The sequence below is a fragment of the Pseudomonas sp. 05N36 genome (assembly GCF_056397385.1).
Map to the genome: position 1 here is coordinate 1 of NZ_JBFTNH010000025.1, position 21,815 is coordinate 21,815.

A 21,815-nucleotide genomic window follows, 5' to 3' on the forward strand; every position below is an offset into this window, starting at 1 on the left:
AACCGTTAAAAGAGAACCGTTAAAAGAGCCAAACAACACCGCTCTTTCAACTCCTTCAGGCTTCGATGAACTGAAGCGTAACCGCTGTCGAAAACTGCGTAACTCTTTGTTTATCAAGGAGTTTTCCGTTTCGACTGCGCCGGAAGTGGGGCGAATTATAGACAGATATAATTCGCCGTCAACCCCTAATTTCAGCCTTACTCGGATTTAAGCGTAATACGCGCAAATGCCTTCTTTCCGGCCTGGCAAACATGGGTCGCACCCAGTGCATATATAAAGGTGCGATCAACCACTTCGCCATCTATACGCACACCGCCGGAACCGAGCAGATCACGCGCGACTGCCGAGTTCTTCACCAGCCCCGCTTTATTAAGCACAGCCGCAATCGGCATATCCTCAGTCGCAGTCAGCTCGATCCCTGGCAAGTCATCCGGCAACTCACCCTCCTTCATACGGTTACCCGCGCCACGGTGAGCGTTCGCCGCCGCCTCTTCACCATGGAAGCGCGCAACAATCTCTTCGGCCAGCTTGATCTTGATATCCCGCGGATTGGCGCCAGCTTCAACATCTGCACGCAACGCATCAATCTCTTCCATGGACCGGAAGCTGAGCAACTCGAAGTAACGCCACATCAGCACGTCCGGAATCGAAACCAGCTTGCCATACATGACACCCGGCGCTTCCTGGATACCGACGTAGTTGCCCAATGACTTGGACATCTTCTTCACGCCATCCAACCCTTCGAGCAATGGCATGGTCAGAATGCATTGAGCCTCCTGACCATAACTGCGCTGCAGCTCACGCCCCATCAGCAGGTTGAACTTCTGATCGGTGCCGCCCAGCTCGACATCCGCGCGCAACGCGACCGAGTCATACCCCTGAACCAGCGGATACAGGAACTCGTGGATAGCGATTGGTTGATTGGTCGAATAGCGCTTGTCGAAGTCGTCGCGCTCAAGCATCCGCGCCACAGTGTATTGCGAGGTCAGACGAATGAAATCCGCAGGCCCCATCTGATCCATCCAGGTGGAGTTGAAAGCCACCTCGGTTTTCGCCGGATCAAGAATCTTGAACACCTGAGTCTTATAGGTCTCGGCATTTTCGAGAACCTGCTCACGCGTCAGCGGAGGACGGGTAGCACTCTTGCCACTCGGATCACCGATCATCCCGGTGAAGTCACCTATAAGGAAGATCACCTGGTGACCCAGATCCTGGAACTGGCGCAACTTATTAATAAGCACCGTGTGCCCCAGGTGCAAATCCGGCGCAGTCGGATCGAAGCCAGCCTTAATACGCAGCGGCTGGCCGCGCTTGAGCTTCTCGATCAGCTCGGACTCGACCAACAGTTCTTCCGCACCACGTTTGATCAGCGCTAGCTGCTCTTCAACCGACTTCATAACAGACCCGCAAGGCTCAGATTCAAAGGGAACCAACCATACAAGATCGTGCACCAAATACAAGTTTTGCCCGGCGCACGGACACCAATCCGCGAACAGAGCATTCGCGACTTGCTTAAGAGATGATTTGGTTATATTTTATACAGTTATTTCATCTTCATCATGTCATTCATCTTTTCCAATTCATCTTTTCCAAAGTCAAATTACCTATGACCACAGAACCGTCTAAAGCGCCGCCGCTTTATCCGAAGACTCATCTGCTCGCGGCGAGTGGCATTGCCGCGCTCCTCAGCCTGGCGCTCCTGGTATTCCCTTCCAGTGACGTTGAAGCCAAAAAGACAACCCTGAGCCTTGAACTGGAACGTCCTGCAGAACAACTGACACAAGATCAAGACGCTGCTGAAGCCGTTCAAGCCACAAACGAGCCGGCCGAATCTCCATTCGCCCAGATCGAAGACAGCACCGACGATACCAAGGAAACAGCTAAAGCGGCCCCGGCACCGGTGGTTGAAGAGAAGAAAGCGCCAGGCCACCGGGAAGTGATCGTTGCCAAAGGCGATACCCTCTCCACATTGTTCGAGAAAGTCGGGCTTCCAGCCGCTTTGGTGCACGACGTATTGGCCAGCGACAAGCAAGCCAAGCAGTTCACCCAGCTTAAACACGGCCAGAAACTCGAGTTCGAACTGGGCCGCGACGGCCAATTGACCAATCTGCACAGCAAGATCAACGACGTTGAAAGCATCAGCCTGAGCAAAAACGCCAAGAGTTATACCTTTAACCGCATCACCGCCAAGCCAACCGTGCGTTCCGCCTATGTTCATGGCGTGATCAACAGCTCGCTTTCGCAATCCGCAGCGCGTGCCGGCCTGTCCCACAGCCTCACCATGGACATGGCCAGCGTGTTTGGCTACGACGTCGACTTCGCCCAGGATATTCGCCAGGGTGACGAGTTCGATGTGATCTACGAACAGAAAGTCGTCAACGGTAAAGCGGTCGGCAATGGCCCCATTCTTTCCGCCCGTTTCACCAACCGCGGCAAGACGTACACCGCCGTGCGCTACACCAACAAGCAAGGTAATAGCAGCTATTACACGGCCGAAGGCAACAGCATGCGCAAGGCGTTCATTCGTACGCCGGTGGACTACGCCCGTATTAGCTCGCGCTTCTCCATGGGCCGCAAGCATCCAATTCTGAACAAAATTCGCGCGCACAAAGGCGTCGACTACGCAGCACCTCGCGGCACGCCGATCAAGGCTGCCGGTGACGGTAAAGTACTGCTGGCCGGTCGCCGCGGTGGTTACGGCAACACCGTGATCATTCAGCACGGCAACACCTACCGTACGCTGTACGGTCACATGCAAGGCTTCGCCAAAGGCATCAAGACTGGCGGTAACGTCAAGCAAGGCCAGGTGATTGGTTATATCGGCACTACCGGACTCTCGACCGGCCCGCACTTGCACTACGAGTTCCAGGTCAACGGCGTTCACGTCGATCCGCTGGGCCAGAAATTGCCAATGGCCGATCCGATTGCCAAGTCCGAGCGCGCACGCTTCCTGCAACAAAGCCAGCCGCTGATGGCGCGCATGGCGCAAGAAAAAGCCACCCTGCTTGCCTCGAGCAAACGCTAAGCCATGGCGCTCTATATAGGTGTGATGTCCGGTACCAGCCTTGATGGCCTGGACATTGCGCTGATCGAGCAAGCACCGGCGATCAAACTGATCGCCACGCACTACATTCCCATGCCCGAATCCCTGCGCGCCGAGCTGCTTGGCTTGTGCGCCAGCGGCCCCGACGAGATAGCCCGCAGCGCCATCGCCCAGCAAAACTGGGTAAAACTCGCTGCCCAGGGCATCAATACCCTTCTCGCAGCTCAACAGCTGAAGCCTGACGACATCCGAGCGATTGGTAGTCACGGCCAGACCATTCGCCACGAGCCGGCACGCGGCTTCACCGTGCAGATCGGCAACCCTGCCCTGCTGGCTGAACTGACCGCAATCACCGTCGTCAGTGACTTTCGTAGCCGCGACGTGGCTGCAGGCGGGCAAGGCGCACCGCTGGTTCCAGCCTTCCATGAAGCTTTGTTTGAGCAGAGCAGCGGTAACCGCGCCGTCTTGAATGTCGGCGGCTTCAGCAATCTCAGCCTGATCGAGACCGGCAAACCCGTCTCGGGCTTTGACTGCGGCCCAGGCAATGTCCTGCTGGATGCCTGGATTCACCAGCAACGCAGCGAGACCTTCGACCGTGACGGCCAGTGGGCTGCAAGCGGCACCGTAGAGCCCGCGCTGCTGAAGGCCCTGCTCGGCGATCCATTCTTCCTGACCAAGGGCCCCAAAAGCACCGGCCGCGAAGTGTTCAACCTGCAATGGCTGACACAACACCTGGCGCGCCTGCCCGCATTTGCCGCACAAGACGTGCAAGCCACGTTGCTTGAGCTGACGGCGCTGACCATCGTCGAATCGCTACAAGCCGCACAAGCCGATACGCAAGAGCTACTGGTCTGTGGTGGCGGCGCCCATAACGCAACATTGATGGCACGGCTCGCCAGCCTGCTGCCACATGCCAAGGTCAGCAGCACTGCAGCCTACGGCGTAGACCCGGACTGGGTCGAAGCCATGGCCTTTGCCTGGCTGGCCCATTGCTGCCTCGAAAGTATCCCGGCCAATCGCCCAAGCGTCACCGGCGCTCGCGGATTACGCATCCTCGGCGCCATCTACCCCGCCTGAACACCAGACAGCAAAACGCCGCAAAGCCGTGAGGCCATGCGGCGCTTGGTGATGCAGTGAGGTGCGATCAGATCGAAAACGAAGAGCCGCAACCACAGGTCGTGGTGGCATTCGGGTTCTTGATCACGAATCGCGAACCTTCCAGACCTTCCTGATAATCCACCTCGGCACCTGCCAGGTACTGGAAGCTCATCGGATCAACGACCAGACTCACACCTTCGCGCTCGACGATGGTGTCGTCATCGGCCACTTCTTCATCGAATGTGAAGCCGTACTGAAACCCTGAACAACCGCCGCCCGTAACGAATACGCGCAGCTTCAAGCGATCATTACCCTCTTCATCGACCAGGCTCTTCACCTTGTGCGCGGCACCGTGGGTGAATTGCAAAGCCGTGGGGGTGAAGGATTCGACGCTCATGCTGACTATCTCCCGGTGTTACACCGCCATAATGCGTGATGACGCGCATTATCCGCTTCTCCCAGAAAATCGGTCAACTATTGTTACGGTATATCAATCAACACAATGGTCAGCCCGTAATACAAAAAGGCCCGTTAAACGGGCCTTTTTGCTGAGCGGGATAAAGCCTTAGGGCAGCATGCCCGCATGGGACAGACCCAAGCGCTCGTCCAGACCGAACAGGATGTTCAGGTTCTGCACCGCCTGACCCGACGCGCCTTTGACCAGGTTGTCGATCACCGACAGCACCACCACCAGATCGCCGTCCTGTGGACGATGAACCGCAATACGGCAAACGTTGGCACCCCGCACGCTACGGGTTTCCGGATGGCTGCCAGCCGGCATGACATCGACGAACGGTTCGTTGGCGTAGCGCTTTTCAAACAACGCCTGCAAGTCCACGGCGCGGTCGACCACGGTTGCATAGAGTGTGGAGTGAATGCCACGAATCATCGGCGTGAGGTGCGGCACGAAAGTCAGGCCGACGTCCTTGCCTGCTGCGCGACGCAGCCCCTGGCGAATCTCAGGCAGGTGACGATGCCCTTTAACGGCATAGGCTTTCATGCTCTCGGAGGTTTCGGAATACAGCGAACCAACGCTTGCACCACGACCAGCACCGCTGACACCCGACTTGCAGTCAGCGATCAGGCGCGAAGTATCGGCAAGACCTGCTTCGAGCAACGGCAGGAAGCCCAGTTGCGTAGCAGTTGGGTAGCAACCCGGAACCGCGATCAGGCGTGCTTGCCTGATCTGCTCGCGATTGACTTCCGGCAAGCCGTAGACCGCCTCTTCCAGCAACTCTGGCGCACCGTGTGGCTGACCGTACCACTTGGCCCATTCGTCCGCATCCTGCAGACGGAAGTCTGCCGACAGGTCGATGACCTTGGTCCCGGCTGCCAGCAATTCACCGGCCAGCGCATGCGCTACACCGTGCGGAGTGGCGAAGAACACCACATCGCAGGCACCGAGGGTCTTGATGTCCGGAACGCTGAACGCCAGGCCGTCGTAGTGGCCTCGCAGGTTCGGGTACATGTGGGCAACGGCCAGGCCTGCCTCGGATCGGGAAGTGATCACTACCACTTCAGCTTGCGGATGTTGCGCCAACAGACGCAGCAATTCGACACCCGTGTAACCCGTGCCGCCGACGATACCGACCTTGACCATAAACCTGCCCTCAACGAACCCACTGGAAAGCCGTCGATAATAGGGCGCGCACTGCCCTGCGACAACCGTCAAGGTGACGTGCGGCCGTTCATGTGTCCCGTCTCGGGCATACGTTCAAGTTTTGGCGAGTGGATTTTGTTGCCAGACAAGGCGCCGCGACGAGTCATAGCCCGCTATGGCGAGGAGCGGCAACGCAGTATGGCGACAAAAGACGCCGTCAAAATTGAACAGTTATGTCCGAAACGGGACACTTTCTCTACTATTCGGGCTACCGTGAACCTGGGAATAACCAAAAATGCTTTATCTGTGGCTCAAAGCGCTTCACATCGTCAGCATGGTCTGCTGGTTTGCCGGCCTGTTTTACCTGCCGCGCCTGTTCGTCTACCACGCGCAAAGTGAAGACAGCATCAGCAAGGAACGCTTCAGCATCATGGAGCGCAAACTGTACCGCGGGATAATGGGCCCGGCGATGATCGCCACACTGGCCTTCGGGATCTGGCTGATCAGCCTCAACCCCAGCGTCTACTTCGGACAAGGTGCCTGGATGCACGCCAAGTTGACCCTGGTAGTGATCCTGATCGGCTATCACCACATGTGCGGCGCGCAGGTAAAACGTTTTGCCCGTGGCGAAAACACCCGCAGCCATGTCTTTTATCGCTGGTTCAATGAAGTGCCGGTTCTGATATTGCTGGCTATTGTAAGTCTGGTCGTCGTACGGCCGTTCTAATCTTAATTAGTCGCCACTTATCGGGGTACTTCCAATGTCGCTGCCCGCCTTGCTCGAACAACGTTTGCGCCTGCCTGTCGTGGCGGCGCCGATGTTCCTGATTTCCAATCCACAACTGGTGCTCGCCTGCTGCCGCAATGGTGTGGTCGGCAGCTTTCCGGCACTGAACCAGCGTGAAAGCAGCGGCTTCAAAGCCTGGCTGGAGGAAATCGAAACGGGGCTGGCGCTATTGGAAAACCCCGCGCCGTACGCGGTGAACCTTATCGTTCACCACAGCAACCCGCGACTGGAAGCGGACCTGGCAATCTGCATCGAGCACAAGGTCCCGATCGTAATCACCAGCCTTGGCGCCGTGAAAGAGCTGGTCGATGCGGTGCACGGCTATGGCGGCCTGGTATTCCACGACGTGACGACCCGACGCCATGCGGAAAAAGCTGCCGAGGCCGGCGTCGATGGCTTGATCGCCGTAGCGGCAGGCGCCGGTGGCCATGCCGGGACCTGGAGCCCGTTCTCGCTGATTGCCGAGATTCGTCAGTTCTTCGACAAAACCCTGCTGCTGGCCGGCTGCCTGAACCATGGCCACGAGATTCTCGCCGCACAACTGCTCGGTGCGGATCTGGCGTACTTCGGCACGCGCTTTATCGGCACCACCGAAAGCCATGCCCCTGAAGCCTATAAAGAGATGCTGCTGACTTCCAGGGCCGCCGACATTGTCCATACGCCTGCGGTGTCCGGGGTGCCGGCAAGCTTCATGCGCCAAAGCCTGATAAACGCCGGTTTTGACGTWGACGCACTGCAAGGCAAGGGTGAAGTCAACTTCGGCGCCAAACTCAAACCCTTGAACGATGAAGCCAAAGCCTGGAAAACCGTCTGGTCCGCAGGCCAGGGCGTGGGTGAAATCGACGACCTGCCAAGCGTCGATCAACTGGTTGCAAGACTGGACGCCGAATACCGCAAGGCGCAGGAATTTGCAGCTCAACTGCCCAAACGCTGGCCGCGCTAACGCACAAGGTTTGGCCAGCCGATTCTGGCTGGCTTAAACTGCCGAATACAGCCCCCAGACTCGCGACAAGGATGCCCCAGCATGAGCGAACACCGCTTCAAGATCGTCTTCGACGGAGCCCTGCTTCCGGGTGTCGACATCACCACCGCGAAACTCAATCTCGCCCAGCTGTTCAAAAGCGATGTCGCGGCCATCGAACGCCTGTTCAGCGGAAAGCCTGTCGCACTCAAGCACGACCTGTCCCACACAGACGCCCAAACCTATCTGAATGCCCTGTCGAAAACCGGCATCGATGCCCGCATTGAAACCGAGCCATCGATCGAGCTCAATCTGACCGACGTTCACGATTCATCGTCCGCCGCTTACACGGCGCCCACGCTCAATGACAACGAATCCCCCTATAGCCCTCCCCGCGCGCCCGTTGGTGAAGCACTGCCAGAGTTTTCGGAACTCAAGGTGTTTAGCGTACAGGGCCGAATCGGGCGTCTGCGTTACCTCGCGTGGTCATTGGTGGCGCTACTGATCATGGGCGCCATCGCCGGCGTTTTTGGACTCAGCCTGCTGAGCGGCAATCAAATAGTGCTGAGCACGATTGTTTGTGTCGTGGCGTTCGTGGCGTACCTCTACATAAACATCACCATCAGCGTGCAACGCCTGCACGATCTTGGTTGGTCCGGCTGGTTGTGGTTTCTGAACCTGGTGCCCTTTATCGGCAGCCTGTTTCCATTTGCACTCGCGGTGCTACCAGGAAACATCGGGGCGAATCGCTATGGCGCGCCGCAGCCCCCCAACAGCACGGCTGTCAAAGTTCTGTGCGGTCTGTGGCTGGTGGTGATTGCAGTGGTTTTTGTCGGCGCGCTTGCCGGTGGCATCAGCACCCTGACCGAAGAATACGAAAGCACCTCGGCCAGCAGTTATGGAAGCAGTGAGCCGGCTGATGCGGTTGAGGCAGACGATACGGCGAAAGCAGCTCAGCCCCCTGTAGACTATGAGAAAGAATAAACGCGCTCGGTTCCTGTGACATCTCTGTCCACAGGCGCCAAGCCGTTGCGATGGAGAATTGCATGACCCGTTACGCTCTGATCACTGGCGCCTCCAGCGGCATCGGCCTGGCCATGGCCGAAGCGCTGGCGCGACGCGGCCGCAGCCTGATTCTGGTGGCCCGTCAACGTGATCAGCTGGAAAGTATTGCCATCGAACTGACCCAGCGCTTTGGCGTCGAGGTGCTGTTCCGCGCCTGTGACCTGGGTGAACCGCTGCGCCTGTCCGGTTTTCTGCTGGAACTCGAAGAGGGTGATCGACAGATCGACCTGTTGGTCAATTGCGCCGGCATCGGTACCAGCGGCCCGTTCCTGGCTCAGGACTGGATGACCGAACAAGACTTGATCGAAGTGAATATCCTGGCCCTGACCCGCCTGTGCCACGCCATTGGCAACAGCATGGCCTTGCAGGGCGGTGGGCAGATTCTGAACGTCGCCTCGATGGCCGCCTTCTACCCTGGCCCCTGGATGAGCACCTACTACGCCAGCAAGGCATATGTACTGCATTTCTCCGAAGGCTTGCGGGTCGAGCTGAAAAAGTGCGCGGTCAAGGTCTCGGTCCTTTGCCCCGGCCCGACACGCACGGCGTTTTTCCGCACCGCGCAACTGGACACCGACAAACTGGCCAACAGCAAAATGCTGATGAGCCCCGAGGAAGTGGCCCTCTACACAGTGCGTGCGCTGGAGAAGAACCGCGCAATTATCATTCCCGGACGCCTCAATCGCTGGTTCGCGCTGTTGCCGCGCTTCGGCTCGCGCTGGCTGACCCGAGCCGTCGTCGGCATGGTCAACAAGGCGCACTGTCCGCGCTGAGCCTCATTAAAAAGTAAAGGTTACAGGCTGGGCTCGGGCATCTCCCGTGAGTACACTCAGCCCGGACCAACACAATGGAGAAACAGCTGTGGATACTCTGTTCACCAAAATCATCAACAGAGAAATACCTGCCAAAATCATTTACGAGGATGACCAGGTCCTGGCCTTCCACGACATCGCCCCGCAGGCACCTGTGCATTTTCTGGTAGTTCCGAAAAAACCGGTGCGCACGCTCAACGACCTCACCGAGGACGACAAGGCACTGGCCGGACACATTCTGTTCACCGCCCAACGCCTGGCACTGGAGCTGGGCTGTGAAGAAGGCTTTCGCGTGGTCATGAACTGCAATGAACTGGGTGGCCAGACCGTCTACCACATTCATATGCACGTGCTGGGTCAGCGCCAGATGCACTGGCCGCCGGGCTGATTGCCAGATAGCCCTGCTCGCGATGACGGTAGTACATTCAACATCAATGTTGACTGACCCACCGCTATCGCGAGCAAGCTCGCTCCCACACAGAACATGACTGCGCAGAGCAACCCCACGACGCCGCAATGACCCAGCGCAAACCTTACCCGGCCGATTGCGGTAAACTGGCCGCCGAGATTTTTCCCGGAGGTCAGCATGACTACCCAACGTCACTACTCGCCGATTGACCGTCTTCTGTTGCAAGCCGACACCGCCATGCGCACGTTGCTGCCCTTCAGTGGTCAGCCTTGCCGCCCGTCGCCGGCCATCGTGCAGCCAGAGGCGAAAATGAGCGACGAAGACACCCGGCACGTCGCCGGCCTGATGCGCATCAACCATACCGGTGAAGTCTGTGCCCAGGCGCTGTACCAGGGCCAGGCCCTGACTGCCAAGCTGCCGCGAGTGCGTGAGGCAATGGAACACGCAGCCGAAGAAGAGATCGATCATCTGGTCTGGTGCGAACAGCGCATCCGCCAACTGGGCAGCCACACCAGCATCCTCAATCCGCTGTTCTACGGCATGTCGTTCGGTATCGGCGCCGTCGCCGGGCTGATCAGCGACAAAGTCAGCCTGGGTTTCGTCGCAGCGACTGAAGATCAGGTGTGCAAACACTTGAACGAACACCTTGAGCAACTGCCGGTCGAGGACGAGAAATCCCGGGCCATTCTTGAGCAGATGCGCATCGATGAAGAACAGCACGCTGAAAGCGCTCTGGATGCTGGAGGTTTCCGCTTCCCGGCGCCGGTGAAATTCGGCATGAGCCTGATGGCCAAGGTCATGACCAAAAGTACCTACCGGATCTGACCCACAAAATCTTCGGGCACAAAAAAGGGCGCTATCTCAGCGCCCTTTCTTTTGCCTTCGATCTTTATTTCAAAGATCAGCTCGACATGTTCCGCGCGTAGAAAATCTCGAGCATTTCGTGTTTCACCCGCTCAGTCACCTGAGCACGTTGCTCAGAGGACAAGTTGCTGGTGGCGTCGCCGAACAGGTAGTTATCCAGTTCGAAGTTCTTCAGCAGCATTTTGGTGTGAAACAGGTTTTCCTGATACACGTTCACGTCGGTCATCTGATACGCGTCGCGAGTGTCTTCGGAGAGGTAGTTCTGAATCGAGTTGATCTCGTGATCAATGAAGTGCTTCTTGCCTTCGATATCACGGGTGAAACCGCGCACGCGGTAATCCACGGTCACGATATCCGAATCGAACTGGTGAATCAGGAAGTTGAGCGCCTTAAGCGGTGAAATGACGCCACAAGTCGACACATCAATATCCACACGGAACGTTGCGATACCGTCCACCGGATGGATTTCCGGGTAGGTGTGCACCGTGATGTGGCTCTTGTCGAGGTGGGCCAGGATGATTTCGGGCAACGGGCCCGGCGACTCTTCAATCTGACTGTCGGTCGGGGTCACCGGCTCTTCAGAGATCAGAATCGTGACGCTGGCGCCCTGGGGTTCATAGTCCTGACTGGCGATGTTCAGGATATTGGCACCAATGATATCGACAACTTCTGTGAGGATCTGCGTCAGGCGCTTGGCGTTGTACTCTTTATTGATGTACTCAACGTAAGCCTGCTGGTCTTGCGGAGTTTCCGCATAGCAGATGTCATAGATGTTGAAGCTCAAGGTCTTTGTCAGGTTATTGAACCCATGGAGCTTGAGTTTGCTTTTCACCGTTTAAAAACTCTCTATGTATGCGGCCCGGCCGCGTGATCAAGCATGCCCGTCAGATGCGAACGACGCACCAGCGTAGGACGGTTAACACCTCTTCGCGATGGCGATTTTGGTTGTCTGTTCGGGTGTGTGATCTGTCGGTTGACCGATCACGGCCCTGAAAAAAGTGGCGCATTATGCAGACCTGGGCCAATGATCGCCAGAGTCTGCACTGCATTTATGATAGTTGAATGTCGAATCAGCCGAGTTCGATGATTTCGTAGTCGTGGGTGATGGCGACACCGGCCGCACCGAGCATGATCGACGCCGAGCAATACTTCTCGGCCGACAGCTCGATGGCGCGTTTGACCTGGGCTTCTTTCAGCGCCCGGCCCTTGACCACGAAGTGCATGTGAATTTTGGTGAAGACCTTGGGATCTTCAGTCGCACGCTCGGCTTCGAGGAAGGCTTCGCAGCTCTCCACGGCCTGGCGGGACTTCTTCAGGATGCTGACCACGTCGAAATTGCTGCAACCGCCCACACCGAGCAGGAGCATTTCCATCGGACGGACACCCAGGTTCCGACCGCCGGCATCAGGCGGACCGTCCATGACCACCACGTGACCGCTACCGGACTCACCGAGGAACATGGCTTCACCAGCCCATTGGATGCGTGCCTTCATCACCAAGACTCCACTGTCAAAAAAGGGTCGCCAGCTTAGCACAGGGCCTTCGGTTGACAGCGACTGGCATCAGCACAAGCACCACACTTACAGTATTGATAAATTATCGAATAACGACGGAATGCGTCTGTTAAGCTGGCGCCAATTTCATGGCACTTAGCCTGCTTTTTTTCGGCCGTCATCAGCGATTCATAAAAAACCACAACACACCGTGCAGTCTTTTCGGGATACAACCATGGTTGCTATTACCCCAACACCCAAAATCAAGAACCTCGACAAGTTATTGATGCATTGCCAGCGCCGTCGCTATCAGGCCAAGAGCAATATCATTTGCGCTGGCGACCGTTCGGATACGCTGTTTTTCATCATCAAGGGCTCGGTCACCATTCTTATCGAGGACGACGATGGCCGGGAAATGATCATCGCCTACCTCAATGCCGGAGACTTCTTCGGCGAGCTGGGTCTGTTCGAACAAGCCGGGCAGGAACAGGAGCGCAGCGCCTGGGTTCGCGCCAAGGTCGAATGCGAAGTGGCCGAGATCAGCTACTGCAAGTTCCGCGAGCTGTCCCAGCAAGACCCGGACATTCTCTATGTGCTCAGCGGCCAGATCGCCCAGCGCCTGCGCAATACCACGCGCAAGGTCGGCGACCTGGCGTTCTTCGACGTCACCGGCCGGGTTGCGCGCTGCTTGCTGGAGCTGTGCAAACAGCCCGACGCCATGACCCACCCGGACGGCATGCAGATCAAGGTTACCCGCCAGGAAATCGGTCGGATCGTCGGTTGTTCGCGGGAAATGGTCGGGCGCGTGCTCAAAGACCTGGAAGAACGCAACCTGGTCAACGTCAAAGGCAAGACCATGGTGGTATTCGGTACCCGCTAAGCCGACATCACCTCGGCGAGCATTTGCCGATACAAGGTGTCCAGCCGCGCGATGGCATCCGGGGCGGCGAATTGTTCATGCAGGGCGATATGGCTCTGCGCGCGAACCCGCTGCTCCAGACTGCACGCCTCGTTAAAACGGTTCACCGCCTCAACCATCGACTCCCGCTCGTCGTCCAGCAACAGCGCACCATGCACCAAACCCACCGGACGCTGACCACCCTTGCTCTGGCGCCAGCGCTGAGCGGTGCCGACCATTTTGCGGCCATCGAGATTGACGTTAAAACGTCCATCACAGAAAGCGCCCTCGACTTCACCCAATGAAGGCTTTCCGCCGAGCTCCGTCAGCAGCGCGCAAATAGGGTCGCACAGACGCCGATAAGCGGTTTCGATCCGACCGTGGTCGCCTTCGCTGCGCGGCGGTGCATACACCAGCGCGATATTGACCGTCGCAGCCGACTGCGGCACCGGCTCACCACCGGTTTCACGCAACAGAACCGGCCAACCATGTGCCGCCGAGGCCTGGCAAGCGGCCTCGAACCCCGGCAAACGGCTCAAGCGCCGGGGCATGACCAGCGCGCGATCGCTCGGCTGCCAGAACAACAAACCAAACTCCTGGTCGCCGGCACAAACCGTCGCCAACAAATCCTGCTCGGCACGCAGACCGGCTTCGACAGTCAAGGCAATAGGGTGAGTCATGGCAGTGCGAATCCTTTACGGTGGATACAAAAAAGCCGGCAACGCCGGCTTCTTCATTGAATCAGGTTCAGTCGAGTGTAGAACCGCTCACCGCCACGCCACGCTCTGGAAAGAACAAGCGTTGCAGTTCAGTGCCCGGGTTCTCGGCGCGCATGAATGCTTCACCGACCAGGAACGAATACACCTCGCTGATTTCCATCAGCTCGACATCGGCGCGATTGAGGATGCCACTTTCAGTAATGACCAGGCGATCGCGCGGGATGCGCGGCAGCAGATCGAGCGTGGTTTCCAGGCTGACATCAAAGGTGTGCAGATTGCGATTGTTCACGCCGACCAGCGGAGTATCGAGAACCTTCAAGGCCCGCTCCAGCTCATCACCGTCATGGACTTCGACCAGCACGTCGAGGCCAACACCTTTAGCGACGGCTGCCAGTTCGGCCATTTTCACGTCATCCAGCGCGGAAACGATCAACAGCACGCAATCAGCGCCCAGCGCACGGGCTTCGACGATCTGATAAGGATCGATCATGAAGTCCTTGCGAATCACCGGCAGCTTGCACGCCGCACGCGCCTGCTGCAGATAGATGTCGGCGCCCTGGAAGAAATCAACATCGGTCAGCACCGAGAGGCACGTTGCCCCGCCCTTCTCGTAGTCCCTGGCGATTTCGGCCGGCACGAAGTTCTCGCGAATCACGCCCTTGCTCGGCGAAGCCTTCTTGATTTCAGCAATCACCGCCGGGTGTTTGAGCTTGGCCTGGGCAATCAGCGCCTTGGCAAAACCACGCGGAGCATCGGCCACCCTGGCCAGTGCTTCCAGCTCGGCAAGCGTTACACGAGCGCTACGCTCAGCCACTTCCTCGACTTTGCGGGCGAGGATCTTCTCCAGAACCGTCGGTACACTCATGCCTCATTCTCCACTCTGAATACCGCGGTAAACGCACCCAATTCTTCAAGCTTTTCACGCGCAAGGCCGGTGTGCAGCGCGTCATGAGCCAGGGCAACGCCCTCTTTCAGGCTGACCGCATGATCAGCGGCGTACAACGCAGCACCGGCATTGAGCACAATCATTTCTGCAGCTTTCTGACCGTTCTCGGTTTTGCGGCGCCCCAAGGCATCGCGAATCAGTTCAAGCGAAGCCGCCGGGCTTTCCACCGCCAGGCCGTGCAGGCTCTGGCTCTTCATGCCCAAGTCTTCAGGCTCGACCCAATACTCGCTGATCTGGTCATTCTTCAATTCCGCGACAAAGGTTGGCGCCGCCAGACTGAACTCGTCCAGGCCATCCTTCGAATGCACCACCAGCACATGTTTGCTGCCCATGCGCTGCAAGACTTCGGCTAACGGTCGGCACAACGCCTGACTGAACACACCCACCACCTGATGTTTCACGCCGGCCGGATTCGTAAGCGGGCCGAGCATGTTGAACAGTGTACGCAGGCCGAGATCGCGGCGCGGGCCGGCAGCGTGTTTCATCGCACCATGGTGTGATTGGGCGAACATGAAGCCGATGCCGACATTGTCGATGCAACGTGCCACTTGAACCGGCGTCAGGTTCAGGTAGATCCCGGCCGCTTCCAGCAAGTCGGCACTGCCGCTTTTACCCGATACCGCTCGGTTACCGTGCTTGGCCACGGTGCAACCCGCCGCCGCCACCACGAACGAAGAAGCCGTCGAGACGTTGAAGATGTTTGCACCATCACCGCCGGTGCCGACGACATCGACAACACCGTCGAGGGTTTTCAGCTCGACCTTGTCCGCCAGCTCACGCATGACCGAAACGGCGCCGACGATCTCGTCGATGCTCTCGCTTTTCATGCGCATGGCCATCATGAAGGCGCCAATCTGCGCGTCTGTACATTGCCCGGTCATGATTTCGCGCATCACATCGCGCATTTCATCAGTGCTCAGGTCCAGATGGCCGACGATACGGCTCAGGGCAGTCTTGATATCCATGGAAAGTCCTTAGCGCGTGCCGCCGGTTTGTTTGAGGAAGTTGGCGAACAGCTCATGGCCCTGCTCGGTCAGGATTGACTCGGGGTGAAATTGCACCCCTTCGATGTTCAGTGTCTTGTGGCGCAGGCCCATGATTTCATCGACCGAGCCGTCTTCGAGCTGAGTCCAGGCGGTCAATTCCAGGCAATCGGGCAAGGTTTCACGCTTCACAATCAGCGAGTGATAGCGGGTGACCGTCAGCGGACGGTTCAGACCTTCGAACACGCCCTTGTCCTCGTGGAATACCGGGCTAGTCTTACCATGCATAACCTGGCGGGCGCGCACTACATCACCACCGAACGCCTGGCCGATGGATTGATGACCCAGGCAAACGCCGAGAATCGGCAGTTTGCCGGCGAAATACTTGATGGCTTCGATGGACACGCCGGCTTCGGTCGGGGTGCATGGACCGGGGGACACGACGATGCGCTCAGGCTTGAGTGCTTCGATTTCGGCGATGGTCAGCTCATCGTTGCGCACAACCTTGACCTCGGAGCCTAGCTCACCAAGGTACTGCACAACGTTGTAGGTAAAAGAGTCGTAGTTATCGATCATCAGCAACATGGTTTGAAACCTCTTGAATTCACTGACTTTTGAGACGGCCTTCGAATGATTTACCCGCAGTCTTGCAACGCTCGGTCAGTTGCTGGAATGGAACCGGCAAAAGCGGCATTTCATACGGGTAAAGAAGGCAAACAGGCACAGGTCCGGCCGGGCCGGCAGAGAAAGTTCAGGCGCGCCAACGCCAACGGGCGTGGGCCTTGATGACTTGATCCAAGAGTTTGCTGACGATCAACACGGGGAAGGTCTCATTCATACGTTCCCGCACAGTAACTTAGCTGAGCAGAGGGTGCAATATGGCGCGGAGCAAGCAATCGATGCGGCCTTTAGCCATAGCTAAAACGCGAAAGATTTTGGTACTGTCGTTCCGTTCACTACAACAATAAATAAATGGACTTGCTCATGATAAAACAGACGATGTTTGTACCGCTCGCCAGTTGTGTTCTTGCAATGGCCTGCGCCCAAGCCGTTGCGGCCCCCGCCCCCTATACGAAATTCATTGTCTTTGGCGACAGCCTGAACGATGCCGGGCAGTTCGCCGATCCGGGCGGCCCCGCCGGTTCGACGTTACGCTTCACCAACCGTGTCGGACCGACCTACATGGACGGTAGCGGCGAGGTAAAAGCCGCCAACTCGACGCAGTTGCTGGGGGGGAAACTGGGGTTTTCACCTGACCAGACTGCCGCTTCGACCTCGGCGGTCCGTGCCAGTGAAGGCCTGCCAGACGGCAACAACTGGGCCACGGGGGGCTTCCGTACCGATCAGATCCTCGACTCGATCACCACCACCTCGGACACCGGTGAGCGCAGTAGGCCCGGTTATCTGCCGAGCAACGGCTTTCGAGCAGACCCGAACGCGCTCTACTACCTCTCCGGTGGCGGCAACGATTTCCTCCAGGGCCGGGTAACGAGTCTTGATCTGGCCAATGCCGCAGCCGATCGACTGGTCAGCAGCGTGCAAACGCTGCAACAGGCCGGCGCCAAATACATCATGGTCTGGCTACTGCCTGATATCGGGCTGACCCCGGCGATCAATGGCAGCCCGTTGCAGGCCTTTACCTCCCAACTCAGCGCCCAGTTCAACACCGAACTGGTCAGCCAGTTGCAGCACGTCAATGCCGAAGTCATCCCGCTCAACATTCCGGCGCTGCTCAAAGAGACCTTCGCCAACCCGGCGCAATTTGGCCTGGCCACCGACCAGAATCTCACCGCGACCTGCTTCAGCGGTGACAGCTGTACGGAAAACGCCCGGTACGGGATCAACAGCGCCACGCCGGACCCGACCAAGCTGATCTACAACGACTCGGTGCACCCGACCGAAACCGGGCAACGCCTGATCGCCGATTACGCGTATTCCATACTGGCAGCCCCCTGGGAGCTGACGCTGTTACCGGAAATGGCCCACGCCACCCTGCGCGCGCATCAGGATGAACTGCGCAACCAATGGCAATCCGATTGGGAAAACTGGCAAAACGTCGGTCAGTGGCGCGCGATTGTCGCCGGTGGCGGTCAGCACCTGAATTTCGATGATCAGCGCAGCGCAGCCAGTGCCGATGGCAACGGCTACAACCTGAACATTGGCGGTAGCTACCGTCTCGACGAGGCCTGGCGTGTTGGCGTGGCTGCCGGTTTCTATCGTCAGAAGCTGGAAGCGGGCAACGACAACTCACAATACAAACTCAACACGTACATGGGTACGGCGTTCGCTCAATATCAGCAAAATCGCTGGTGGGCTGACGCGGCAATGACGGCTGGGCATCTGGACTACGACAGTCTCAAACGCAAGTTCGACCTGGGCGTCAACGAACGCGGTGAGAAAGGCAATACCAACGGCACTGTGCTGGCCATCACCGGCCGCCTGGGTTACGACATCGCGCAGCAGGCAAGCAGCCCGTGGCACTTGTCGCCATTCATCAGCGCCGACTACGCCAAGGTGCAAGTCGATGGTTACTCGGAGAACGGCAACGACTCCACGGCACTGACCTTCGGAGACCAGAAGCGCACCTCGAAGCGCCTCGGCGTCGGTTTGCAGGGCAAGTACCAAATCACCCCGCAGACTCAGGTGTTCGGCGAGTTCGCCCACGAACGCGAATATAAGGACGACACCCAGGACCTGACCATGAACCTCAACAGCCTGCCCGACAACCATTTCACCCTGCAGGGCTACACCCCGCAAACCAACCTGAACCGCCTGAACCTGGGCGTCAGCCAGAAGTTGACCCCAGACCTGGCGCTACGGGCCAGCTACAACATTCGCAAGGATGACGACTTCACCCAACAAGGCATCAACGTGGGTGTCAGTCTGGACTTCTAAACCGCAGGCCATAAAAAACGCGGCGCCTTCACAGGCGCCGCGTTTTTTTGGGTGCTCTCTGATGTGGCGAGCGAGCTTGCTCGCGCTCGGCTGCGAAGCAGTCGCCATGAAGGGGCCTGCTACGCAGGCCAGCGGGAGCAAGCTCCCTCGCCACAACAAGCTCCTTCGTTACAGCTCAGTCTTGCGGGGTTTGCTCGGCCAGGGCCACGGCGCGGAACATCGCGCGGCGCTTGTTCAGGGTTTCTTCCCATTCGAGCGCAGGTACCGAATCAGCCACGATGCCACCACCGGCCTGCACATGCAGTTCGCCGTTCTTGATTACTGCGGTGCGAATGGCAATCGCAGTGTCCATGTTGCCGTTCCAGGCGAAGTAACCGACCGCACCACCGTAGACGCCACGTTTGACCGGCTCCAGTTCGTCGATGATTTCCATCGCGCGAATCTTCGGCGCACCCGACAACGTACCTGCCGGCAGAATCGCCCGCAGTGCATCCATCGCGGTCAGGCCGGCTTTCAGCTGGCCGGTGACGTTGGAGACGATGTGCATCACGTTGGAATAACGCTCGATGACCATTTTCTCGGTGAGTTTCACCGAACCGATTTCCGACACGCGACCGGTGTCGTTGCGGCCGAGGTCGATCAGCATCAGGTGCTCGGCGATTTCCTTGTCGTCCGACAGCAGGTCTTCTTCAAGCGCCCGATCGGCTTCCTCGTTGGCTCCGCGTGGACGGGTGCCGGCGATCGGGCGCACGGTGATCAGGTTGTCTTCGACCCGCACCAGCACTTCCGGCGAACTGCCGACGACATGGAAGTCGCCAAAGTTGAAGAAGTACATATACGGCGTCGGGTTGAAGCAGCGCAACGCCCGGTAGAGATCGATCGGTGCGGCCTTGAAGTCGATGGACATCCGTTGCGACGGCACCACCTGCATGCAGTCACCCGCAAGGATGTATTCCTTGATGGTGTCCACCGCCCGCTCGTAATCGTCCTGGGTGAAACTGGAACGGAACACCGGATCAGCCGCTTGCTGCTTGCTGAAATCCAGGCCGCGGCGTGGGGTGATTGGCTGACGGAGTTTTTCCAGCAACTCTTCCAGACGCGCCTGACCTTGCTCGAAGGCGTTGTCCTGCGACGGGTCGGCCAGCACGATGGCGTGCATCTTGCCGGCCAGGTTGTCGAACACCACCACCGCATCGGAGACCATCAGCAGAATGTCCGGCACGCCCAGCGGATCCGGGTTCGGGCACTTGCCCAGACGCTTCTCCACGTAACGCACGCAGTCATAACCGAAGTAACCCACCAGGCCACCGTTGAAGCGAGGCAGTCCGGCTATGGTCGGCACGTTGTAGCGCGCCTTGAACGCTTCGACGAAAGCCAGCGGGTCTTCAACCTCGTGGCTTTCCACCTCGGCGCCATCGACGGTCACGCTGACGTGGTGATCATGCACCCGCAGCACCGTACGGCACGGCAGCCCGATGATCGAGTAACGGCCCCATTTCTCGCCGCCCTGCACCGACTCCAGCAAATAGGAGTTGGGCTCATCGGCCAGTTTCAGGTAGATCGACAGCGGCGTGTCGAAGTCGGCAAGGGTTTCGCAGGCAAGCGGGATGCGGTTGTAGCCGGCAGCGGCCAAACGCAGGAATTCTTCGCGGATCATGAGGTGCCTCGTGGCGTGAGGGTCTAACAGTCAAGTGTGCAAACGCGCCGGATAGCCGGCCAGGATCGAGTCAGGCGCGCCAACGCCAGCGGGCCAGGGCCTTGATGACTTTCATCCAGAGTTTGCGAGTGACCACCACGATGGAGTTTCCAGGAGGGGATTGAACAGCGTCGGGCAACGTTATCTCAGCGGCTGGATCCAGGCAACCGGGAATTAGCTTGCGCAGATCGTCAATCACCAGCGCCGGGGACTCTTCGGCAATCGGCCGGCCATGGTTATAGCCATAGCTCAGGGCTACGCACTTCACGCCGGCCGCCTTGGCCGCCAGCACGTCGCTGCGCGAGTCGCCGACAAACAACGATTGCGAGGCCGGTATGTTGGCCATCTTCATCACGAAAAACAGCGCCGCCGGGTCAGGCTTTTTCTGCGGCAGGGTGTCACCGCCGATGATCCAGCGGAAGTAGCGGCCGATCTTCATCTGATCGAGCAATGGCGCGACGAAGCGCTCCGGCTTATTGGTGATCAGCGCCATTTCGACGCCCTGCTTGTGCAGCCACTTCAGGGTATCGCGTACGCCAGGGTAGACCACCGTCAGTTCATGGCCCTCCGCGTAGGCTTCCATGAAGATCTCGAGCGCGTGCTCGGCCTCGACATCATCGACACTCGCGTGATCGATACTGCCCGCCAGTGCACGACGGACCAGCACCGGAGCACCGTTGCCCACCCATTCGCGCACCGCGTCAAGACCGGCCGGGGCACGCCCGAGTTTGAGCAGCATGTTATCCACAGCCACTGCGAGGTCCGGCACCGAATCGATCAATGTGCCATCCAGATCGAACATCACCAGCCGCGGCAGATGCCCCGGGAACAACTGCTCAAAACCACTCATGGGCGAGCCAGCGCCAGTTCGGAGCGCATCTTTTCAATCACTTCCTGGTAGTTCGGCGCGTTGAAGATGGCCGAACCGGCGACGAAGGTGTCAGCGCCAGCGGCGGCGATTTCGCGGATGTTGTTCACGTTCACGCCACCGTCGATTTCCAGACGAATGTCACGGCCCGAGGCATCGATCAGCGCGCGCGCTTCACGCAACTTGTCGAGGGTGCCGGGAATGAACTTCTGCCCGCCGAAGCCCGGGTTGACGCTCATCAGCAGGATCATGTCGACCTTGTCCATCACGTACTTGAGCACGTCCAGCGGGGTCGCCGGGTTGAACACCAGGCCTGCCTTGCAACCGCCTTCGCGGATCATTTGCAGGGAGCGGTCGACATGCAGCGTGGCTTCCGGGTGGAAGGTGATGTAGGTCGCGCCGGCGTCGATGAAGTCGCCAATGATGCGGTCTACCGGGCTGACCATCAGGTGTGCGTCAATCGGCGCGGTGATGCCGTACTTGCGCAGTGCCGAGCAAACCATCGGCCCGATGGTCAGGTTTGGCACGTAGTGGTTGTCCATGACATCGAAGTGAACGATGTCGGCGCCAGCGGCCAGAACGTTGTCTACTTCCTCGCCCAGACGGGCGAAATCAGCGGAGAGAATCGACGGAGCAATAGCGAAGGGCTGCATGACGCACCTTTTTTGAGCAGAATCACAA

General features: G+C 58.4%; 23 protein-coding genes. 11 read left to right on the forward strand and 12 right to left on the reverse strand.

Going from position 1 to position 21,815, the window contains the following annotated elements:
* On the forward strand, positions 1 to 211 hold a 211-nt coding region (locus AC1DIH_RS24960), incomplete at its 5' end, for a hypothetical protein (protein ID WP_477773659.1).
* Here the strand turns inward: AC1DIH_RS24960 and tyrS are convergent.
* Positions 198 to 1,397, reverse strand: coding sequence for a tyrosine--tRNA ligase (gene tyrS / locus AC1DIH_RS24965; RefSeq protein ID WP_477773660.1), 1,200 nt, complete (start codon positions 1,395 to 1,397; stop codon positions 198 to 200). The two genes, AC1DIH_RS24960 and tyrS, sit on opposite strands and share 14 nt — an antisense overlap.
* A 209-nt stretch (positions 1,398 to 1,606) precedes the next feature.
* Here tyrS and AC1DIH_RS24970 point away from each other — a divergent pair, with 209 nt between their 5' ends.
* Positions 1,607 to 3,025, forward strand: a complete 1,419-nt coding sequence (locus tag AC1DIH_RS24970) for a peptidoglycan DD-metalloendopeptidase family protein (RefSeq protein WP_477773661.1) — start codon at positions 1,607 to 1,609, stop codon at positions 3,023 to 3,025.
* Between the two features lie 3 nt (positions 3,026 to 3,028).
* Positions 3,029 to 4,120, forward strand: a complete 1,092-nt coding sequence (locus AC1DIH_RS24975; RefSeq protein ID WP_477773662.1) for an anhydro-N-acetylmuramic acid kinase — start codon at positions 3,029 to 3,031, stop codon at positions 4,118 to 4,120.
* A 67-nt stretch (positions 4,121 to 4,187) separates the two neighbouring features.
* Here the strand turns inward: AC1DIH_RS24975 and erpA are convergent, their stop codons facing one another.
* Together erpA and argC are read right to left on the reverse strand one after the other, a co-directional pair.
* On the reverse strand, positions 4,188 to 4,538 hold the full coding sequence (gene erpA / locus AC1DIH_RS24980; RefSeq protein ID WP_007906865.1) for an iron-sulfur cluster insertion protein ErpA: 351 nt from the start codon (positions 4,536 to 4,538) through the stop codon (positions 4,188 to 4,190).
* Between the two features lie 168 nt (positions 4,539 to 4,706).
* Entirely contained in the window at positions 4,707 to 5,741 is a 1,035-nt protein-coding gene (gene argC / locus AC1DIH_RS24985) for an N-acetyl-gamma-glutamyl-phosphate reductase (RefSeq protein ID WP_477773663.1), read from the reverse strand.
* Between the two features lie 295 nt (positions 5,742 to 6,036).
* On the opposite strand from argC, the gene hemJ reads away from it, so the two are divergent.
* The 6 genes from hemJ to coq7 all read left to right on the forward strand — a co-directional run bounded on the left by hemJ (position 6,037) and on the right by coq7 (position 10,597).
* Entirely contained in the window at positions 6,037 to 6,468 is a 432-nt protein-coding gene (hemJ, locus tag AC1DIH_RS24990) for a protoporphyrinogen oxidase HemJ (protein ID WP_477773664.1), read from the forward strand.
* A 34-nt stretch (positions 6,469 to 6,502) separates the two neighbouring features.
* A complete protein-coding gene (locus AC1DIH_RS24995; RefSeq protein ID WP_477773665.1) occupies positions 6,503 to 7,471 on the forward strand; it encodes an NAD(P)H-dependent flavin oxidoreductase in 969 nt (322 codons plus the stop codon).
* 81 nt (positions 7,472 to 7,552) lie between these two features.
* On the forward strand, positions 7,553 to 8,473 hold the full coding sequence (locus AC1DIH_RS25000) for a DUF805 domain-containing protein (RefSeq protein ID WP_477773666.1): 921 nt from the start codon (positions 7,553 to 7,555) through the stop codon (positions 8,471 to 8,473).
* Positions 8,474 to 8,535: 62 nt separating this feature from the next.
* Positions 8,536 to 9,324 carry an SDR family NAD(P)-dependent oxidoreductase gene (locus AC1DIH_RS25005; RefSeq protein WP_477773667.1) on the forward strand — a complete coding sequence of 263 codons (789 nt, stop codon included), beginning with the start codon at positions 8,536 to 8,538 and terminating at the stop codon, positions 9,322 to 9,324.
* Positions 9,325 to 9,412: 88 nt separating this feature from the next.
* Positions 9,413 to 9,751 (forward strand): histidine triad nucleotide-binding protein, encoded by a 339-nt coding sequence (locus AC1DIH_RS25010; protein WP_007906873.1) that lies wholly within the window; start codon positions 9,413 to 9,415, stop codon positions 9,749 to 9,751.
* 198 nt (positions 9,752 to 9,949) lie between these two features.
* Positions 9,950 to 10,597, forward strand: coding sequence for a 2-polyprenyl-3-methyl-6-methoxy-1,4-benzoquinone monooxygenase (coq7, locus tag AC1DIH_RS25015; protein ID WP_019693897.1), 648 nt, complete (start codon positions 9,950 to 9,952; stop codon positions 10,595 to 10,597).
* Between the two features lie 76 nt (positions 10,598 to 10,673).
* Here coq7 and speD read toward each other — a convergent pair whose 3' ends face one another.
* A complete protein-coding gene (gene speD / locus AC1DIH_RS25020; protein WP_054594292.1) occupies positions 10,674 to 11,468 on the reverse strand; it encodes an adenosylmethionine decarboxylase in 795 nt (264 codons plus the stop codon).
* 238 nt (positions 11,469 to 11,706) lie between these two features.
* Entirely contained in the window at positions 11,707 to 12,129 is a 423-nt protein-coding gene (locus tag AC1DIH_RS25025) for an OsmC family protein (RefSeq protein ID WP_017138086.1), read from the reverse strand.
* 235 nt (positions 12,130 to 12,364) lie between these two features.
* On the opposite strand from AC1DIH_RS25025, the gene crp reads away from it, so the two are divergent.
* A complete protein-coding gene (gene crp / locus AC1DIH_RS25030) occupies positions 12,365 to 13,009 on the forward strand; it encodes a cAMP-activated global transcriptional regulator CRP (RefSeq protein WP_054594293.1) in 645 nt (214 codons plus the stop codon).
* Here the strand turns inward: crp and AC1DIH_RS25035 are convergent.
* The 4 genes from AC1DIH_RS25035 to AC1DIH_RS25050 form a co-directional block, all read right to left on the reverse strand.
* Positions 13,006 to 13,707 carry a lipoate--protein ligase family protein gene (locus AC1DIH_RS25035; protein WP_216743856.1) on the reverse strand — a complete coding sequence of 234 codons (702 nt, stop codon included), beginning with the start codon at positions 13,705 to 13,707 and terminating at the stop codon, positions 13,006 to 13,008. The two genes, crp and AC1DIH_RS25035, sit on opposite strands and share 4 nt — an antisense overlap.
* 67 nt (positions 13,708 to 13,774) lie before the next feature.
* Positions 13,775 to 14,611, reverse strand: coding sequence for an indole-3-glycerol phosphate synthase TrpC (trpC, locus tag AC1DIH_RS25040; RefSeq protein ID WP_427544811.1), 837 nt, complete (start codon positions 14,609 to 14,611; stop codon positions 13,775 to 13,777).
* A complete protein-coding gene (trpD, locus tag AC1DIH_RS25045) occupies positions 14,608 to 15,657 on the reverse strand; it encodes an anthranilate phosphoribosyltransferase (RefSeq protein WP_054594295.1) in 1,050 nt (349 codons plus the stop codon). Before trpD ends, trpC begins: the two co-directional genes overlap by 4 nt.
* A gap of 9 nt (positions 15,658 to 15,666) precedes the next feature.
* Positions 15,667 to 16,260: an aminodeoxychorismate/anthranilate synthase component II gene (locus AC1DIH_RS25050; protein WP_019693903.1), complete on the reverse strand. Its 594-nt coding sequence runs from the start codon at positions 16,258 to 16,260 to the stop codon at positions 15,667 to 15,669.
* A 399-nt stretch (positions 16,261 to 16,659) separates the two neighbouring features.
* On the opposite strand from AC1DIH_RS25050, the gene estP reads away from it, so the two are divergent.
* Complete coding sequence (estP, locus tag AC1DIH_RS25055; RefSeq protein ID WP_477773668.1) at positions 16,660 to 18,570, forward strand: esterase EstP; 1,911 nt, start codon at positions 16,660 to 16,662, stop codon at positions 18,568 to 18,570.
* Positions 18,571 to 18,745: 175 nt separating this feature from the next.
* On the opposite strand, the gene trpE is transcribed toward estP, so the two are convergent.
* The 3 genes from trpE to rpe form a co-directional block, all read right to left on the reverse strand.
* Positions 18,746 to 20,227: an anthranilate synthase component I gene (gene trpE, locus AC1DIH_RS25060; RefSeq protein ID WP_103319664.1), complete on the reverse strand. Its 1,482-nt coding sequence runs from the start codon at positions 20,225 to 20,227 to the stop codon at positions 18,746 to 18,748.
* 70 nt (positions 20,228 to 20,297) lie between these two features.
* Entirely contained in the window at positions 20,298 to 21,116 is an 819-nt protein-coding gene (locus tag AC1DIH_RS25065; protein ID WP_477773669.1) for a phosphoglycolate phosphatase, read from the reverse strand.
* The gene (rpe, locus tag AC1DIH_RS25070) at positions 21,113 to 21,787 is read right to left on the reverse strand and encodes a ribulose-phosphate 3-epimerase (protein ID WP_019693907.1); all 675 of its coding nucleotides are present in this window, start codon (positions 21,785 to 21,787) and stop codon (positions 21,113 to 21,115) included. Before rpe ends, AC1DIH_RS25065 begins: the two co-directional genes overlap by 4 nt.
* Between the last annotated feature and the right edge of the window lie 28 nt (positions 21,788 to 21,815).

What these genes read in the sequence shown, in the direction of transcription:
- crp (WP_054594293.1), top strand. Translation starts at nt 12,365, where the DNA reads ATGGTTGCTATTACCCCAACACCCAAAATCAAGAACCTCGACAAGTTA.
- AC1DIH_RS25050 (WP_019693903.1), bottom strand. Translation starts at nt 16,260, where the DNA reads ATGTTGCTGATGATCGATAACTACGACTCTTTTACCTACAACGTTGTG.
- erpA (WP_007906865.1), bottom strand. Translation starts at nt 4,538, where the DNA reads ATGAGCGTCGAATCCTTCACCCCCACGGCTTTGCAATTCACCCACGGT.
- tyrS (WP_477773660.1), bottom strand. Translation starts at nt 1,397, where the DNA reads ATGAAGTCGGTTGAAGAGCAGCTAGCGCTGATCAAACGTGGTGCGGAA.
- AC1DIH_RS25000 (WP_477773666.1), top strand. Translation starts at nt 7,553, where the DNA reads ATGAGCGAACACCGCTTCAAGATCGTCTTCGACGGAGCCCTGCTTCCG.
- AC1DIH_RS25005 (WP_477773667.1), top strand. Translation starts at nt 8,536, where the DNA reads ATGACCCGTTACGCTCTGATCACTGGCGCCTCCAGCGGCATCGGCCTG.
- trpE (WP_103319664.1), bottom strand. Translation starts at nt 20,227, where the DNA reads ATGATCCGCGAAGAATTCCTGCGTTTGGCCGCTGCCGGCTACAACCGC.
- AC1DIH_RS25065 (WP_477773669.1), bottom strand. Translation starts at nt 21,116, where the DNA reads ATGAGTGGTTTTGAGCAGTTGTTCCCGGGGCATCTGCCGCGGCTGGTG.
- trpD (WP_054594295.1), bottom strand. Translation starts at nt 15,657, where the DNA reads ATGGATATCAAGACTGCCCTGAGCCGTATCGTCGGCCATCTGGACCTG.
- trpC (WP_427544811.1), bottom strand. Translation starts at nt 14,611, where the DNA reads ATGAGTGTACCGACGGTTCTGGAGAAGATCCTCGCCCGCAAAGTCGAG.
- coq7 (WP_019693897.1), top strand. Translation starts at nt 9,950, where the DNA reads ATGACTACCCAACGTCACTACTCGCCGATTGACCGTCTTCTGTTGCAA.
- estP (WP_477773668.1), top strand. Translation starts at nt 16,660, where the DNA reads ATGATAAAACAGACGATGTTTGTACCGCTCGCCAGTTGTGTTCTTGCA.
- argC (WP_477773663.1), bottom strand. Translation starts at nt 5,741, where the DNA reads ATGGTCAAGGTCGGTATCGTCGGCGGCACGGGTTACACGGGTGTCGAA.
- AC1DIH_RS25035 (WP_216743856.1), bottom strand. Translation starts at nt 13,707, where the DNA reads ATGACTCACCCTATTGCCTTGACTGTCGAAGCCGGTCTGCGTGCCGAG.
- hemJ (WP_477773664.1), top strand. Translation starts at nt 6,037, where the DNA reads ATGCTTTATCTGTGGCTCAAAGCGCTTCACATCGTCAGCATGGTCTGC.
- rpe (WP_019693907.1), bottom strand. Translation starts at nt 21,787, where the DNA reads ATGCAGCCCTTCGCTATTGCTCCGTCGATTCTCTCCGCTGATTTCGCC.
- AC1DIH_RS25025 (WP_017138086.1), bottom strand. Translation starts at nt 12,129, where the DNA reads ATGAAGGCACGCATCCAATGGGCTGGTGAAGCCATGTTCCTCGGTGAG.
- AC1DIH_RS24970 (WP_477773661.1), top strand. Translation starts at nt 1,607, where the DNA reads ATGACCACAGAACCGTCTAAAGCGCCGCCGCTTTATCCGAAGACTCAT.
- AC1DIH_RS24975 (WP_477773662.1), top strand. Translation starts at nt 3,029, where the DNA reads ATGGCGCTCTATATAGGTGTGATGTCCGGTACCAGCCTTGATGGCCTG.